Annotated in this window: 13 protein-coding genes; 9 read left to right on the plus strand and 4 right to left on the minus strand. The window is 62.1% G+C overall.

What is annotated here, in order from left to right; translation table 11 throughout:
- Positions 1–491 (plus strand): hypothetical protein (locus tag NW857_RS07575; protein ID WP_414368529.1); only part of this gene is annotated, 491 nt, incomplete at its 5' end.
- 90 nt (positions 492–581) lie between these two features.
- The gene (locus NW857_RS07580; RefSeq protein ID WP_414334690.1) at positions 582–1,088 is read left to right on the plus strand and encodes a DNA recombination-mediator protein A; all 507 of its coding nucleotides are present in this window, start codon (positions 582–584) and stop codon (positions 1,086–1,088) included.
- Here NW857_RS07580 and NW857_RS07585 read toward each other — a convergent pair.
- Entirely contained in the window at positions 1,076–3,814 is a 2,739-nt protein-coding gene (locus NW857_RS07585; RefSeq protein WP_414368531.1) for a CBS domain-containing protein, read from the minus strand. The genes NW857_RS07580 and NW857_RS07585 overlap by 13 nt on opposite strands.
- 130 nt (positions 3,815–3,944) lie before the next feature.
- Positions 3,945–4,493 (minus strand): ribosome recycling factor, encoded by a 549-nt coding sequence (gene frr / locus NW857_RS07590; protein ID WP_414334688.1) that lies wholly within the window; start codon positions 4,491–4,493, stop codon positions 3,945–3,947.
- 485 nt (positions 4,494–4,978) lie between these two features.
- On the opposite strand from frr, the gene NW857_RS07595 reads away from it, so the two are divergent.
- The 4 genes from NW857_RS07595 (at position 4,979) to cpdA (ending at position 8,225) form a co-directional block, all read left to right on the plus strand.
- Positions 4,979–5,662 (plus strand): polysaccharide deacetylase family protein, encoded by a 684-nt coding sequence (locus NW857_RS07595; RefSeq protein WP_414338165.1) that lies wholly within the window; start codon positions 4,979–4,981, stop codon positions 5,660–5,662.
- 65 nt (positions 5,663–5,727) lie between these two features.
- Positions 5,728–6,486, plus strand: coding sequence for a PspA/IM30 family protein (locus NW857_RS07600; RefSeq protein ID WP_414334686.1), 759 nt, complete (start codon positions 5,728–5,730; stop codon positions 6,484–6,486).
- A gap of 197 nt (positions 6,487–6,683) precedes the next feature.
- A complete protein-coding gene (gene psbP / locus NW857_RS07605) occupies positions 6,684–7,268 on the plus strand; it encodes a photosystem II reaction center PsbP (protein WP_414334685.1) in 585 nt (194 codons plus the stop codon).
- 162 nt (positions 7,269–7,430) lie between these two features.
- Positions 7,431–8,225 carry a 3',5'-cyclic-AMP phosphodiesterase gene (gene cpdA, locus NW857_RS07610; protein ID WP_414334684.1) on the plus strand — a complete coding sequence of 265 codons (795 nt, stop codon included), beginning with the start codon at positions 7,431–7,433 and terminating at the stop codon, positions 8,223–8,225.
- Here cpdA and NW857_RS07615 read toward each other — a convergent pair.
- Together NW857_RS07615 and NW857_RS07620 are read right to left on the minus strand one after the other, a co-directional pair.
- Positions 8,222–9,064 (minus strand): ABC transporter permease, encoded by an 843-nt coding sequence (locus tag NW857_RS07615; RefSeq protein ID WP_414334683.1) that lies wholly within the window; start codon positions 9,062–9,064, stop codon positions 8,222–8,224. The two genes, cpdA and NW857_RS07615, sit on opposite strands and share 4 nt — an antisense overlap.
- Positions 9,061–9,966: an ABC transporter permease subunit gene (locus tag NW857_RS07620; protein ID WP_414368534.1), complete on the minus strand. Its 906-nt coding sequence runs from the start codon at positions 9,964–9,966 to the stop codon at positions 9,061–9,063. Before NW857_RS07620 ends, NW857_RS07615 begins: the two co-directional genes overlap by 4 nt.
- A gap of 63 nt (positions 9,967–10,029) precedes the next feature.
- On the opposite strand from NW857_RS07620, the gene NW857_RS07625 reads away from it, so the two are divergent.
- The 3 genes from NW857_RS07625 (at position 10,030) to NW857_RS07635 (ending at position 12,586) form a co-directional block, all read left to right on the plus strand.
- On the plus strand, positions 10,030–11,184 hold the full coding sequence (locus NW857_RS07625) for a homocysteine biosynthesis protein (RefSeq protein ID WP_414334681.1): 1,155 nt from the start codon (positions 10,030–10,032) through the stop codon (positions 11,182–11,184).
- A 142-nt stretch (positions 11,185–11,326) separates the two neighbouring features.
- Positions 11,327–11,860, plus strand: coding sequence for a thermonuclease family protein (locus NW857_RS07630; RefSeq protein WP_414338152.1), 534 nt, complete (start codon positions 11,327–11,329; stop codon positions 11,858–11,860).
- A gap of 57 nt (positions 11,861–11,917) precedes the next feature.
- Positions 11,918–12,586: a cofactor assembly of complex C subunit B gene (locus NW857_RS07635; protein WP_414348747.1), complete on the plus strand. Its 669-nt coding sequence runs from the start codon at positions 11,918–11,920 to the stop codon at positions 12,584–12,586.
- Positions 12,587–12,646: the final 60 nt, after the last annotated feature.

A 12,646-nucleotide genomic window follows, 5' to 3' on the forward strand; every position in this document is an offset into this window, starting at 1 on the left:
TGGGCGAAGCCTGGCAGGTGTCTCACTTTGAGGGCTACCTCAACCGCGGCTTGCGCAACCGCATCGTCGCGCGGGTGGGGCATCCGACCAATTTCCACGCCCCCACACCGCAAGACATCCTCGAGCGGGTGCTGCCCGTCCTGGAGGCCGCCGAGCGCCGAGGGGAACTGGCCTTGTTGGAGCGGATTCGGGAGCAGCCCGGCGCTTGGGGCGTGGACGCGGTGCTGGACGCTCTCCAACTGGGTCGGGTGGAAATTCTCGTCCTGCCCTGGAGGTTGGAGACTACCATCTGGCGCTGCCCAGACGGCTCGGTGGGGGGAACCCAGGAGATGGCCCGGCTCCTCTGCCCAGAGCCGCAACCGGTGGCGCTGCGGGATCAGGTCTGGGTGCTGGCCCGCGATTTTGGCGCCAAGCTGGAGTTTGTCCGTGGCGAGGCCGAAGACCGCTTGCTCCACGAATTCCAAGGAGCAGCCGCGCTGTTGCGCTGGTAGAGGCCGCGACCCAATAAGGCCGGATCCCAAGGCGAAAAATTGGGCTAGCATAGCCTAGCCAAGATCTTGAAAGTTTGCCGAGGGATCCCGTTGACCCAGTCTATTGATCTTCCCACCAGCGTTGACACCTTTTTGCAGGAGCTGGCCGCGATTCAGCAAGTTGGGCCGAAACGAGTGGCAATCCTGGGCAGTCGTCACGTGCCCATCACCCACCAGTACCTCATCGAGACCCTCAGCTATGCTTTGGCCCTCACCGGCAACCAGATCCTCACCTCTGGGGCCATTGGCACCAACCTGGCCGTGATTCGGGGGGCGATGCGGGCGGACATGAAATCGCTGACGGTGATCTTGCCGCAAAGCCTGGAGCGACAGCCGGCAGAGTCGCGGGCCAGCCTGGAGCAGGTGCTGCATTTGGTAGAGCACCCCGAAAATGACCACCTTCCCCTGGCAGAAGCCAGCCGCCTGTGCAATCTGGAGATCATCAGCAAGTGTCAGCAGTTGATCTGCTTTGTCTTTCACGACAGCGTCACGCTCCTGGATGCCTGTAAGCACGCCGAGGAGCAACACAAGTTGGTAACTCTCTTCTATTTCGATTGATGGGGCTCCTCGCTGGGTTGAGCTGGCGGCAAGGGAAAGTGTTCTTGTAGCCAGGCTTCGGCTTCTGCCGGGGTGGTGAGTTCGCCGTTGAGGGTGAGACAACGCAGTTGCTCCAAGATCGCCTGGAAAGAGCGACCTGGCCTATAGCCCAGACGACGCAGGTCATGGCCGTTGAGGAGCGGCTTGACCCAGTGCCACTCCTGCAAGTAGCGCCAGATCAGTCGCCGGGCCGGTTTGTCGGCAAGGCTGGCCAACAAAATCACCGCCGGGATCCGCAGCCCCTGCAGCCGTTGCACCACCTGGGCAGGAGACAGGGATCCAGAATTCAGTTGGGCCAGCAGGGTTTGGTAGTGGGGGAACTGGCTGAGGCGTTCGACGCCCGCTTGGGTGAGGTGGAGCTGGTTGGCTACCTGGGGCGCTTGGGGCAGTGTGAGGAGGAGAGCCTCGAGGCGCAGTTGCCAGATCTCCTGGGAGCCCAGCTCGGGATAGCGGCGGCGAAAGTGATGGGCCCAGCGGCCCACCCGCTGCAACCGCCGACACAGGGAGGGATCCCACTCCAGGTCGGGGTGAATACAGCGCAAGGCTCCCCATTCCGCCAGCCGCTCAAAAGCCTGCGGCCAATCGCGGGATTGGAAAATGTAGGCCAGCTCTTGCTTGAGGCGATCCCCGCCGACAGCATCGTGCAGGCCACTGGCCACGGCAGCGCGGATCCATTTTTCTGTGGTCGAGTCCAAGCTAAAGCCCAGGCGCACCGCAAAGCGCACTGCTCGATAGATGCGGGTGGGATCCTCGATGAAGCTGTTGGGGTGCAGGGCGCGGATGATCCCCTGCTGCAGATCCGCTTGTCCGCCGAAAAAATCCAGCACCTGTCCCCGCTGGGGGCCGTTGAGGCGCAGGGCCAGGGCGTTGATGGAAAAATCCCGCCGGTAGAGATCTTGTTGGATGGATCCCATGGCCACTTCGGGGGGCGAGGCCGGGTAGGGGTAAAACTCGGTGCGGGCACTGGCGATATCCACACAAAAGCCACCTGGCCAGATCAAAGCCGCCGTTTGGAATTTGCCGTGGATCTCCAGCCGCGCTTCCGGGAAGTGCTGTTTGAGCGCTTGTCCCAAAATCAAGCCCCAGCCTGGGGGATCTGTCCCGGCGATAGCCAAGGGGTAAGGCCCATCCACCACCAAGTCCAGATCCAGCCGCTCCAGGTTGGGTGAGGGCGGGCGCCCCCACCGGTGCAGCAACAGATCTCGTACCGTTCCCCCGACCAGATACACCCTCAGGCCCTTTTCATCGGCGATGCGGGCGGCCTGCTCCAGCAACTGTCGATGCCGTTCCGACAGAGCCGCGAAGGTGAGATCCAGAGGGCAGGAAAGGGCAGGGGAAGCCAACTGCGGCGAGAGGGCCGGCAGCTCGTGTAGATGCCGCAACACGTCGGTGCGGGTCACGATGCCCACCAACTGGCCATCCTGGAGCACGGGCAGGCGGCCAATATCCCACTGCACCATCAACCGCTGGATCTCCGCCAGCGGCGTGTCGGGGGAGAGCGTCTTGACGTCGGTGGTCATGTAGCCCTTGACAGGGGCATGGCCAAACCCGTGGTGCAGGGCGATATCGATATCCCGCCGCGAGATCACCCCCACCAAGCGGCCTTGGGCATCCACCACCACCAGGCCAGAATGGCCATAGCGCAACAGCACCCGCTGCGCCTCGTCGATGGTGATCTCCGGTCGGATGGTGCGCACCGGGGCCGACATCAAGTCTTTGGCCGTCACCGGGGGTGGGATCCGCGCTTTGACCGCCTGGCTGAGGGCCGCCAGGACTTGGGCCGGGTCGGGCAAAGGCTGGTCGGGGCTGGCTTTCAGCGTGGCCGCCGCTGCACAGTCGTGGCCGCCGCCACCGTAGAGGGCCATCACCTGGCTCAGGCGGGCAAACTCCTGCCGTGCCCGCCCGATCAGGCTCAGCCGCTCCCCCTGCCGCGCCACCAAGAGCAGCACGTCCACCCCCGTCAGATCCATCAGCCGCATCACCAAGCCGGCCAAGCCGGGCACAAACTCCGGCAGCTCCAGCAGCCACGTTCCCAGGCGATACTCCCCCACCTGCTCTACCTGCATCTGGGCCAGCCCCTGGCTGAGCAGTTCGCGCATCTGGGGGGTGAGGCCATCCCCCAAAAAGCGCCGCAACAAGACCAGGTTTACCCCCTGCTGCAACAGCCAGCTCAGGGCGGCAGCATCGCGGGCGGTGGTTTCCGGGAAAGTCAGGGATCCGGTGTCCATGTGGATGCCCAAGGCCAGCGCCAGCCGCTCAAAAGGGCTGAGGGGGATCCCGGCAGCCTGCAGCCGCTCCACCAGCAATGTACAGGTGGATCCCACAGCCTCGATATGGCAGGTAACCTGCTGCTGCGGCCAAAAGCAATCTGGCGGGGTTTCCGGATCCCGGAGGTGGTGGTCGAAAATCTCAATCTGCGCGCCGGGGACATTCACCCAAGCGGCGGCCTTGCCCAGGCGATCCGGATCGTGGCAATCCACCACAATCCACCGCTGCACCTGGCGGGGATCCACCGAACGCAGCTCGATGAGGGGAAATTCATCCCGGTACAGGGCCAAAAACTCCTGTACCCCCGGCAGGGATCCCCCGGTCAAGGCAATGCGGGCTCCCGGGTACAGGCGCGCTGCCCCCACCGCTGCCCCCAAGGTGTCGAAGTCCGCCGCTTGATGGCACAGGATTAGATCCATGGACAGCTATGCCCGCCGCCTTCTTCCTTCCATCCTGGCCCAACCTGGGATCCCGGCCACAGGGAGAGAACTGCCGCTTGACTGCTGTGGGCCAAAAATGAATTGGCAGGGGTGCTTCAAGGACAAAGCCTTAAAGAGTGGTCAGTTCCTTTTCTTTTTCTGCCAGCAGCTCATCGATTTTCTTGATGTAGCGGTCGGTCAGTTTCTGGATATCCTCTTGCAAGCTTTTGGATTCATCTTCCGACAGCTCGCCGTTTTTCTCCCGCTTGCGCACCGAGTCGATGCCATCCCGCCGGATGTTGCGGATCGAGACCCGACCCTCTTCGGCCAGTTTGGCCACCTGTTTGCTCAGCTCTTTGCGGCGTTCTTCCGTCAGAGGGGGAATGTTGAGGCGCACCACCTTACCGTCGTTGCTGGGGGTTAAGCCCAGGTCAGAGGCGACAATAGCCCGCTCAATGGCCGCCAAGGTCGAGGGATCAAAGGGCTGGATCAAGAGAGTGCTGGAGTCTGGCGTGGTAAGGCTGGCCAAGGCCTTCAGGGGAGTGGGCACGCCGTAGTACTCCACCTGCACGCGATCCAGCAGGCTGGCATTGGCCCGCCCGGTGCGTACCGTATTAAAGGAGCGCTGTGTGGCTTGCACAGCTTTGTTCATCAACTCCTCAATCTCAGCTAGCTCCACGGCGTTTTCCTCGCTTTCAAAACAGTTTCCAGGCTTTGGCAGCCAACTCGACACCTCTACGGTCAGCCTGACCTCAATTTTACTGCTTCGTTGGGATCCGCAAGGGATCCAGATAGCGACAGCACGGCCAGATAGATCCAGTTTGCCCTAGTGCCGGCTCTTGGCTTCCCAGCAGTTGATGAGGTGAACCTCAGCCAAGCGGGATCCTTCCTACGCAAGAGATGGATCTAGAGATGGACCTATATTGCTAACGCTGGAAGAAGCTGCGACTGGATTGCTGTGGGCGGTCACACGTAAACTACATTGTTGTCCGGCTTCTCGCATTCCTCCCGACGCAAGGACTCCGTCCCGCTTCGCGACCAGCTACGCCAGAGCGCGGGGCTTCTGCGGTTTCTAGCTGAATGGGTTGCTTCAACTGCTCGCTCAACGCTGCCGGGAACTGGCTCTAGGCTCAAGCTATCTGTAGACTTGCCAGGCTAACGGAAATGCTCTTTTCTCCTCGGCAAATCTTGCCCTCATTCTTCTACCCACCCCTGCATTGGGGCCTCAAGATCCTCTTTCCCGAGGGCCTGTGGGAGCTGCCGGCAGATCCCCATGCTCGGCGGGTGGCCCTCACGTTTGACGATGGCCCTCACCCCGAGTACACCCCGGCTCTGTTGCGGGTTTTGCTGGATTTTCAGGTGCCGGCCACGTTTTTTGTCCTGGGAGAACGGGTGCAGCGCTGGCCCCACCTAGCCCGTCAGATCCGCCAGCAAGGTCACCGCATTGGCCTGCACGGCTGGCAGCATCGCTCTTTTACCCAGCTTGCCCCCGACGAACTGCGGCAGAGCCTGAAGCGCAGCCAAGCTGCCCTGGTGGCTGCCTGTGGCGGGATCCCCGGCGATTATCGGGCTGTGCGCCCGCCCAATGGCTTGTTTTGGCCGCAGACGCTTGTGGATTTGCGCCGTTGGGGCTTTTGTCCGGTGATGTGGAGCGTGGTACCCGAGGATTGGCTGACTCCACCGGTAGCGGTGGTGGTGGAGCGGGTGCTGGCCCAGGTACAGCCTGGCTCCTTGATCGTGCTGCACGATGGCGTTCAGGGGGGATCCCAAGTGGCTGAGGTGGCGCGGCAGTTGATCCCGGCTTTGAAGGAGCGGGGGTTTGAATTTGTCCACTTGCCGGATCCCTAGAAGATCTGTCAGTTGCGGAGAAAGTTAAATACAGTAGAGGCAAGAGCAAACAGGAGGGTCAGGTCATGGGTGCACGCAAGATCATCTACGGCATTTTCGGGCAACGGGCCGGCAGCGTCATCGTCGGAACTTGGAACTGGCTGTGGGGGCTCCCCGTGGACAAAGGGGGCACAGGGGCAGTGATGGTGGCGGAAGAATCCCTGCGCACCATGCAGGAAACGGTTCAGCGTCTCACCGAAGCCGTTGCCACCCAAGTGGCTGCCTATCAGCGGGCCGAGCAGAAGTACATGCAAAAGGTGCGGGAGTACCAGGCTCTGGAGAACAAAGCTCGCCTGGCCGCCCAACGGGGCGATCAAGAGGCGGCCCGCTTGGCCATGTCCCAAGCGCTGCAAATTGAGGCCATTCTCGGCCCCCTCAAAGAGAATGTGGAAACTGCCGAGCGCTATGTCAACGCGGCCAAGCAGAAGCTGGCCCGCGAAAAGGAGCGACTGGCCGCCTACAAGAGCGAGCTGAGCAACCTCAAAGACATCAACGAGGTGAACCAAGCTCTCGAGCAGATGACCCGTGTCAACAATTCCTACAACATCGACTCAGCCAAGTCGCAATTTGAGGCAGCCAAAAACGCTGTCCAGGCTCGCCAGCTCAAGGCCCGCGCCCTGAGCGAGCTTTCGGAAGATCGCAGCGAGCAAATTGCCGCTCAACTGGACGAGATGGCCATGGACGATGAGATCTCTCGCCGCTTGGCGATGCTGACGGGCCAGGGGGGCGCGCCGGCCAACCTGCCGCTGCCAGATTTGGACTTCGAGAAGCGGCTCCCTCAATAGCGGCAGCAGCTTCCCATTCTGGGGATCCCCTGTTTCCGGGTTCCTCGGCAACTGGGCCGAACATCTCCGTCTGAGCCCATGCGGTAGCCGTGCTGTACAAGGGGGAGCCTTGCCATTGAGGGTCAACGGGCTAGCGCTGATGCGCTCGTACTAGGATGATAAGGATAGGTAACCCATCTGAGGGGAGGATCCCAGCGATGTCAGCAGCACAGGGCGGGCATTCTGCCCGATTGGTTCTACGGCTGTCCAGAGCGTTATTGCTGCTCTGTGTCTGCCTCAGCCTTTTGACCAGTGCCTGCTCTGCAGGCTCCAACCTGCGGGCCTACAGGGATCCCAGCGGGGCCTTTGCCTTTGCCTATCCCAACGGTATGGTGGCGCTCAAGCTCGGGCCGGGGAAAGGGCCGACGGTGCTGCTGCGCGACCTGGTGTACGAGACGGAGAATGTCAGCTTGATGATCGCCCCCTTTGATAAGGGAGAGACGATCGCCGACCTGGGTGGCCCGGACGAGGTGGGGCAGTTGGTGGCAGAGAAGATCATCGCTCCTGAGGGATCCGGTCGCTCCGCCAAGCTGTTGGCTGCCGAAGCCTTTGAGCGGCAAGGTCAGCCCTACTACCTGTTTGAATACCAAACCGACATGGGATCCCAGCTTCGCCATGAAGTGGTGACGGTAACCGTGCGCCACCATCGCCTTTATACTCTGACGGCCTCCACCCAAGAATCCCGCTGGCCGCAGGTGCAAGCCGCTTTTAGGAATGTGGGCCGTTCTCTAAATGTTTCCTGAAGCTTTTTCTTGAGGATTTTCTCATGAAGGGGACGGGGCGGACTTGGGCAAGTTAAAGCTGGGCCTTCCAGATGGAGTTGCCTGCCGATCCCAGCCGGGAATCCGGTGCTAAAACGGTGGTGTTTTTTATAGAGGGGATCCCGCCTCTCTCCAGCCGCTTCCATGACTGTTTACGTGGTTCAGATCAGCGACCTGCATCTGTTTGCCAAGCCACACCAGCGGCTGCTGGGGGTGGACACAGAGACCTCTTTTCTGCAGGTGCAAAAGGCCATTGCCGCCTTGGATCCCTTGCCGGATGTGCTGCTGCTCACCGGGGATCTCGCCCAAGATGGCAGCGCCGCCGCCTACGCCCGTTTGCGAGAGCATCTGCAAGCTCTTCCCATCGACACCTATTGGCTGGCGGGGAACCACGATCGCCTTCATAACATGAACTCAGAGCTCCGCGCCGAGCGGGTACACGGGGAGAAAAGCTTCAGTCGAGAGAACTGGAGCTTGATTCTATTGAACTCTCTAGTGCCGGGCAAAGACAGCGGCTACCTGACGGAGCGCACTTTGCTGTGGCTGAAACAAGAATTGCAGCGGAGCAAAGCCGCCCAACACCATGTTTTGCTGGCCTTGCACCATCCTCCTTTTTCGGTGGATTCTCCCTGGCTGGACCAAAGTGCCCTGCAGCAGCCGGAGCGGCTGTTTGGGGTTTTGGACGAGTTCGACCACATTCGCCTGGTGCTCTTCGGCCACATCCACCAAGACCTGCACCGCCGCCGGCAGGGGGTCGATTACTTGGCCTGTCCTTCCACCTGCGTGCAATTTCGCCCCAAGAGCCCTCGGTTTGGCCTGGACGTGATCCCCCCGGCTTTGAGGCAGATATGGCTGGAGCAGGACGGCAGCTTCAAAACCCAGGTGCAGCGGGTGGAAGCCGCTCTGCAAACTCCTAACTTGGCCTTGAAAGGATACTAATTCCCTTCCTCTGGGATCGCGGTGGGCGCCAGTCCGACCGCTTGTCCCAAACAGAAACTGGCTGCCAACAGGGCCAGCCATCCCGGCAGCACCGACAGGAGGGCCACCACGGCCATCGAGGTGTGGTTCCCCCCCTGCAAGAGGCTGTAGAGCAACATCGGCAGGGTGAGCACCCGCCCACCGCCGACGAAAAAGGTGAGCAAAAATTCGTTCCAAGAGATCAAAAAGGCAAAGGCTGCCCCAATAGCTGCTCCAGGGGCCACGAGGGGCAACGTTACCTGCCACCACACCTGCCAGGGATCCGCCCCCAAACAGCGGGCCTGGGCCTCGTAGCTGCGGTCGAAGCGGGCAAACACACTGCCCATCACCAAAGCCATGTAGGGGATGGTCGGGATCAGATGCACCAAAACCACCCCCAACAGGGTGCCTTCCAGGCGCAGGCGGATCAGCACCCCTTGGATCCCCATCAGCACAGCCAGAGGAGAGGTGATGACCGGTAACAGCAAGAGCAGGCGCAGCCAAGCAGGCAGCGGGCGGGTGCCCAAAACTCGTCCCGCCGGGATCCCCACCCCTAGGGCCAGCAGAGTGGTGAGCAGGGCAATTTGTAAGCTCTGGCCAAAGGCTGCCCTGAGCTGAGATCCCCGCTCTAGGAACTCCTGCCAGCCGGCTAGGCTCCACGCCTGCGGCAGGGCATCGGGGAAAAACCAGGCCCGCGTAAAAGCCCAGAGGCCCAGCACTCCAAAGGGCAAGGCCCAAAGGAAGGTCACCCCAACCACCCCCAAGCGGAGCAGGGATCCCTCCATCCATCCAGAGAGGCTGCAGGCGCGGCGTCCTTTCACGGCTTTCTCCCCGGCGGCTGCAAGAAGGCTCCCCTGGCCGCAAACAGCCCCGCCATCAGGCTGACCACCGCGGCCGAGATGGCCAGCAGGATCACCCCCAACGCCACCGCCTGCTGCCGCTGCTCCAAATTGATATGGGTAAAACGCTGGTAGATCAGCACCGGCAAGGTGCGGGGGTAGGTGGGCCCCAAAAGCAGCGGGATCTCAAAAGCGCTGAAGACAAAACCAAAGATGAGGATCCCGGTGGCCAGCAGCCCCGGCCTGAGCAAGGGCAGCGTTACCTGCCAAAACGCTTGCTCGGCAGAGGCCCCCAACAGGCGCGCCTGCTGCTCCAGCTCGGATCCCATTCCCCGTAGCAGCGTCAGCGCCACCAGAGCGGCAAACGGGATCTCCTTCCAGAGCCAGTAGAGCAACACCCCCACGTAGCCGCGGTCGTTCACCCAGAGCGGGAAATCCTGATCCGAGGCAATCCACCCCAGTTGGAAGGCCAGCCGCGCCAGCCAACCGCTGGGAGCCAACAACAGCCACATTCCCGCCGCCCCCACCAAATGGGGAACCGGCAACGTCAACTGGGCCAGCCAGATGGCCCACCCCCCTAGCCCCCGCAACAACAGCGCCGATCCCAACCCCAAAACCAGCGCCAACCCGGTCGCCAGCAACGCAAGCCCCAGACTCAGCAGCAGGGATCCCCACACCTCGGCATCTCCCAGGAGCTCCCCGTATCCCTGCAGGCTCAACCCCGTCCTCCCCAAGCCGTAGAGGCCGACACTCTGGGCCAGGGCCAGCAGCAGCCCACCGCCGTAGATCAGACCTACCAGGCTCAGAGCCGGCAGCAGCGGCCCGTACTGCCCCAGCCAGCAGCTCACCTTCCTGAGCTCCCCCCATCCATCTAAGCTATTCATACAGCCATTGATCAGCCATTCGGGAACGCTGCCTCAAAGGACGCGGACTGCCTCTTGCACTCCATGGAAAGAACTCTAGACCAGATTAACCAACGCATTGCCAAAGGCCAGGCGCGGGTGTGGACGGCCCTAGAGGCCAAAGCCAAGCTGGCCACCCTGGGCATTGAGCAGGCTTTTGAGCAGGTGGATGTGGTAACCACGGGCACCTTTGAGCCAATGGAGTCGTCAGGGGCAATCCTCAACCTGGGCCATACGGATCCGCCCATTAAGATTCGCCAAGCCTGGTTGAACGGGGTGCCCGCCTATGCCGGGTTTGGCGCCGTGGATCTCTACATCGGGGCGGCCCAGCCCAGTGAGCAAGCCGAGCACCCCTATGGGGGCGGCCATGTTATCGCCGATCTGGTGGCCGGCAAGCGGGTGCACCTGCGGGCTGTTGGCCAGGTAACCGATTGCTATCCCCGCGCCGACTACGAGTCCACCCTGACACGGGATCAGCTTAACCAGTTCTACTTGTTCAACCCCCGCAACGCCTACCAAAACTTCATTGTCGGCGTCAACGGCGGGGATCGGCCCTTGTACACCTATTTGGGCCTGCTGGAGCCGCACCTGGGCAATGCCGTCTATTCCAACCCAGGCGAGCTCTCCCCCCTCCTCAACGACCCCCTCCTGCGCCGGGTGGGGATCGGCAGCCGCATCTTTCTGGGGGGCGGCAGCGGCTACATCGCCTGGGAAGGCACCCAACACTTCCCGCGGCAAAAGCGGCTGCCCAACCATACCCCCATCGGCCCGGCGGCCACCTTGGCCCTCATTGGCGACGCCAAACAGATGCAAGCGGAATGGGTGCGAGGCTGCTACTTCCGCAACTACGGCCCCAGCCTGATGTTGGGGGTCGGGATCCCCATCCCCATCCTCTCCCCTGCCGATCTGGAGCCCATTGCTGTCCGGGATGAGGAACTGGTGGCGCCGGTGATCGACTTTTCCATTCCCCGGCGGGTGCGGCCCACCTTTGGCCTGGTGAGCTATGCCCAGCTCAAATCCGGCTACATTGTCCTCAACGGCCGCAAGGTGCGCACTGCTCCTCTGGCCAGCCTGCGCCGCTCAATGCAAGTTGCCGAGATCCTCAAACAGTGGATTGTCAGCGGCCAGTTTACTCTCACCCAGCCGGTTGCCCCTCTGCCCCTGGATCGGGAGTTTCTCGCCCAAAACCCTCATCCATAAAGGGATCCCCATCGCCAAAACCGGCCATCGGATCCCTGGTAAGGGGTTGTCTTCCAGGCAGTTGCCGCTACCATTACGCCTTAGGTGTTGCCGGTAAAGGCTCCCTGGGGGAAGGGGGCCGGTATCCGCAAGGGGGAAAGACATGTTCCGGCGTATTGCTTTTGGCTCGGCGGTGTTGGGATGGCTCCTGGCCCTGCCCGCCTTTCCCGGCCACGGGTTGGGGGAGCGGCGGGTCGTGCCCGACACCCTCTTCTACTTCGACAACCACTATTTCGATCGCTACCCCGAGGCAGTGGTGGTGGGCGTAGTCAATGGTGACACGCTGGTGGTGCAGATCGAAGGGGAACAGAAACTGCGCCTGATCCGCTTGGCCGGGATCCAGGGCCTCAGCCCGGAGGAGGATCCCTTTTACCAGCAGGCGATTGAGCTGATGCGGGAGCGTATCCTGCGCCGCACCGTCAAGCTGGAAGGGGACAAGCTGCTGCGCAACGTCGATGCCACCGGCTTGGTGGAGGCCTACGTCTGGCTGGAGGGCCAGCAGATGAACGCCATGCTGGTGCGCAACGGCCTGGCCCGCATCATCCCCTACAGCCACAACATTAAATACGACAGCTACTTCGGTGGCCTGCAAAAAAGAGCCCGCCAAGAGCGACTCGGCATCTGGAGCCGTCTCTAACGCCTTGGATAGCTCTAGACTGGGTTTACTGGGCACTCTTAGATACGTCTGCCTGCTTTGAGGGTTAAATCCACTCCAGCTTCCCGGGATCCCAACCGCTGGCTGAGGCATCTGCCTTTGGTGACCGGCCTTTTGGGCAGCGCCCTCTTGGTTATTAACCGACTGGCTTTTACGCCGGAACTGTTCGCCAGCCAGTCCCGCTCTGATGCCTTGGGGATCCTCCTCAGCGCCATTTTGATCCTGACCGGCCTGCTGTGGCAGCAGATCCAGCCCCGTCCCCCCCAGGCATCCCCCCTGCAGGGGAGTTCAGGCTGCGATTGGCACCCCGACCTTTCCGAGAGCGAAAAACTGGAGCTGGCCTGGGCCTCCCACACCCTCCTTAGCACCACTGCTGCCCGCACGGTAGTGATCTGGGTGGAGGGGCGCACCCTACTGCAGCGGGGGATCCTGGCCAGCCCCGGCCAGTTGCCCTCCATCCGGCCCCAGAGCATCTTGCAGCGGGTGTTGCAGACCGGGCGGCCCGTCTATCTGGTGGATTTGAAACTGTTCCCGGCCCGCGCCGAGTTCGAGGGCCTGCTGCCCCCCGGATCCCAGGCGGTTCTCTGCCAGCCCATCGGCCAGAAGGGATGCCTCATCTTGGGCAGCGACACCCCCCGCAGTTTCAGCCGCCAGGAGCAGGCCTGGATTGCCGCCATCGCCGACAAACTAGAAACCCTACTCGCCTAGCTCCCCTCTCCCAAAGGGAGAGGGGCTGGGGGTGAGGGCGCCTTTGGGTGAGGGGCTGGG

The sequence above is a fragment of the Synechococcus sp. H55.9 genome (assembly GCF_047462355.1).
Lineage (GTDB): Bacteria > Cyanobacteriota > Cyanobacteriia > Thermostichales > Thermostichaceae > Thermostichus.

Excerpts from the sequence above, each read along its gene's own strand:
- cpdA (WP_414334684.1), top strand. The coding sequence starts at position 7,431 with ATGACTGTTTACGTGGTTCAGATCAGCGACCTGCATCTGTTTGCCAAG.
- NW857_RS07630 (WP_414338152.1), top strand. The coding sequence starts at position 11,327 with ATGTTCCGGCGTATTGCTTTTGGCTCGGCGGTGTTGGGATGGCTCCTG.
- NW857_RS07625 (WP_414334681.1), top strand. The coding sequence starts at position 10,030 with ATGGAAAGAACTCTAGACCAGATTAACCAACGCATTGCCAAAGGCCAG.
- psbP (WP_414334685.1), top strand. The coding sequence starts at position 6,684 with ATGTCAGCAGCACAGGGCGGGCATTCTGCCCGATTGGTTCTACGGCTG.
- NW857_RS07585 (WP_414368531.1), bottom strand. The coding sequence starts at position 3,814 with ATGGATCTAATCCTGTGCCATCAAGCGGCGGACTTCGACACCTTGGGG.
- NW857_RS07600 (WP_414334686.1), top strand. The coding sequence starts at position 5,728 with ATGGGTGCACGCAAGATCATCTACGGCATTTTCGGGCAACGGGCCGGC.
- NW857_RS07620 (WP_414368534.1), bottom strand. The coding sequence starts at position 9,966 with ATGAATAGCTTAGATGGATGGGGGGAGCTCAGGAAGGTGAGCTGCTGG.
- NW857_RS07595 (WP_414338165.1), top strand. The coding sequence starts at position 4,979 with ATGCTCTTTTCTCCTCGGCAAATCTTGCCCTCATTCTTCTACCCACCC.